At 56.1% G+C, this 1,728-nt stretch carries 1 protein-coding gene; it reads left to right on the top strand.

Annotated features, from left to right (window positions below; all coding sequences use genetic code 11):
- Positions 1-165: 165 nt before the first annotated feature.
- Positions 166-1,692 carry a pentapeptide repeat-containing protein gene (locus P0D80_RS49940; RefSeq protein WP_408296083.1) on the top strand — a complete coding sequence of 509 codons (1,527 nt, stop codon included), beginning with the start codon at positions 166-168 and terminating at the stop codon, positions 1,690-1,692.
- Positions 1,693-1,728 lie beyond the last annotated feature (36 nt).

Below are 1,728 nucleotides of genomic sequence, written 5' to 3' on the forward strand. Positions count from 1 at the left end.
CGGGGGAGATGTTGCGCTTTTACACAATTCGCAGCATCTTTGCAATACCTCCTATCCGGACAAAGCCAGTAGTATGCGCTCATGCGTCCACTTTGCTGGTGGCGGTTGCAAGGGGAGTCAGCGGGCCATCTTTATCTTGCAGATATTACCAATTTGGGAGAGATCATGTCAGTTGTGAGTGCACAAACGATTGTGCGAGCCTTCGTCGGCTCAAGTGCGTTTAACCATCAGTACGCGGGAGGAGCGCACAGAGCCTTCCGTCAGGGCGCGGACGGCAAAAATATCCCCATGTTTAGCAAAGATGACTTTCGGGCCATTGCGGGCAACGCTGAAAGAAGCATGGTTAAACAGGCCGGGGATTTCGGTGTGTCACCCTCACGGGCCGGGGTGACGGGGCTTATAGCCCTGTTCACTGGATTTATTGGACTGGTAATCGAACGGGTATGCAAGTGCATCAGCAGCCACCAGAAAGAAGAAGCTGTAAGACAGGCGATCGTTGACGTTCATAAGAGAATTCTCGATGCCCAGTTCGACGTTAAGCGCGCAGGTAATCGTTCGATTTCAGTGGACTTGAAACACGGCGGTACGCTGACGGTTTCCGAGGATGCTGGTGACAACGGCACGGCTCTCACCATTACTGTTGAAAGCGATGGGGCGTCTGAGTCTTTTGCTATCGTGGGGAGCACACTCAACGACCTCCGGGTGCTTCTGGAGCAGGAGGTCGTTCAGCACGCGACAGATCACTACCTGTACAACGATGTCGCTCAACAAATCTTACCCGTGAGACAAAAATTGCTCCGAGGGGAAAGCTTGGATCTGAAGGGGTTGGATCTGAAGGGGTTGGATCTGAGCGGGTTAGATCTGAGCGGGTTAGATCTGAGCGGGTTGGATCTGAGCGGGGCGAACCTGAGCGGGGCGAACCTGAGCGGGGCGGTCCTGGGCGAGGTGAACCTGAGCGGGGCGGATCTGAACGGGGCGGACCTGAGCGGCACGGACGCAAGTTTGGCAGATCTGAGTTCGACGAAATTGCGGGGGGCGAAGTTGCGCGAGGCCAAACTGGCTGGGGCGAACCTGAGTAAGGCAGACCTGAGCGGGGTGGACATGAGAGGGATGGACCTGAGACAGGTTAACCTGCGCGAAGCAATCATCATTGGGGCGAACCTGAGCGGGGTGGACCTAACGGAAGCGAAGCTGACAAAAGCGAAGCTGTCCGAAACCGATCTTAGTGGGGCGGCGTTCGATGAGACGGACCTGAATGAGACGGACTTGAGTGGGGCAGATCTAAGTCGCACGAACTTGGGTACGTCGGACTTGGGTTGCTCGGATCTGAGAGGCGCGATCTTGACCGATGCGCATCTTAAGGGGGCGGATCTAAGAGAGGCAAGCTTGGACGGGTTGAACTTGGGTGGTATGGATCTTGAAGGAACAGATCTTCAGGGCGCGAGCCTGCGAAGGGCGAACTTAGCTGCGGCGCAGTTGGTAGGGGTCAACTTGAAGGGGGCGAAACTGAACAACGCCATTCTGATGGGGGCTAACTTGAGCGAGGCAACGCTGAGTACGGCCGATCTGAGGGGCGCCGACATGAGGTTGGTGGACCTGACCAAGGCGAATCTCCGCGTGGCAGACCTGCGCGGGGCAATCTTGGATGAATCAATCCAGGATGACGTGAACATGAGCTGGGTGATTCGGTAGGATGATGCGGAACAACTAATGGAATGGACGCCCCCA

The sequence above is a fragment of the Paraburkholderia sp. RL17-373-BIF-A genome (genome assembly GCF_046030175.1).
GTDB lineage: Bacteria > Pseudomonadota > Gammaproteobacteria > Burkholderiales > Burkholderiaceae > Paraburkholderia.

Coding starts and splice junctions, on each gene's coding strand:
- P0D80_RS49940 (WP_408296083.1), top strand. CDS start 166: ATGTCAGTTGTGAGTGCACAAACGATTGTGCGAGCCTTCGTCGGCTCA.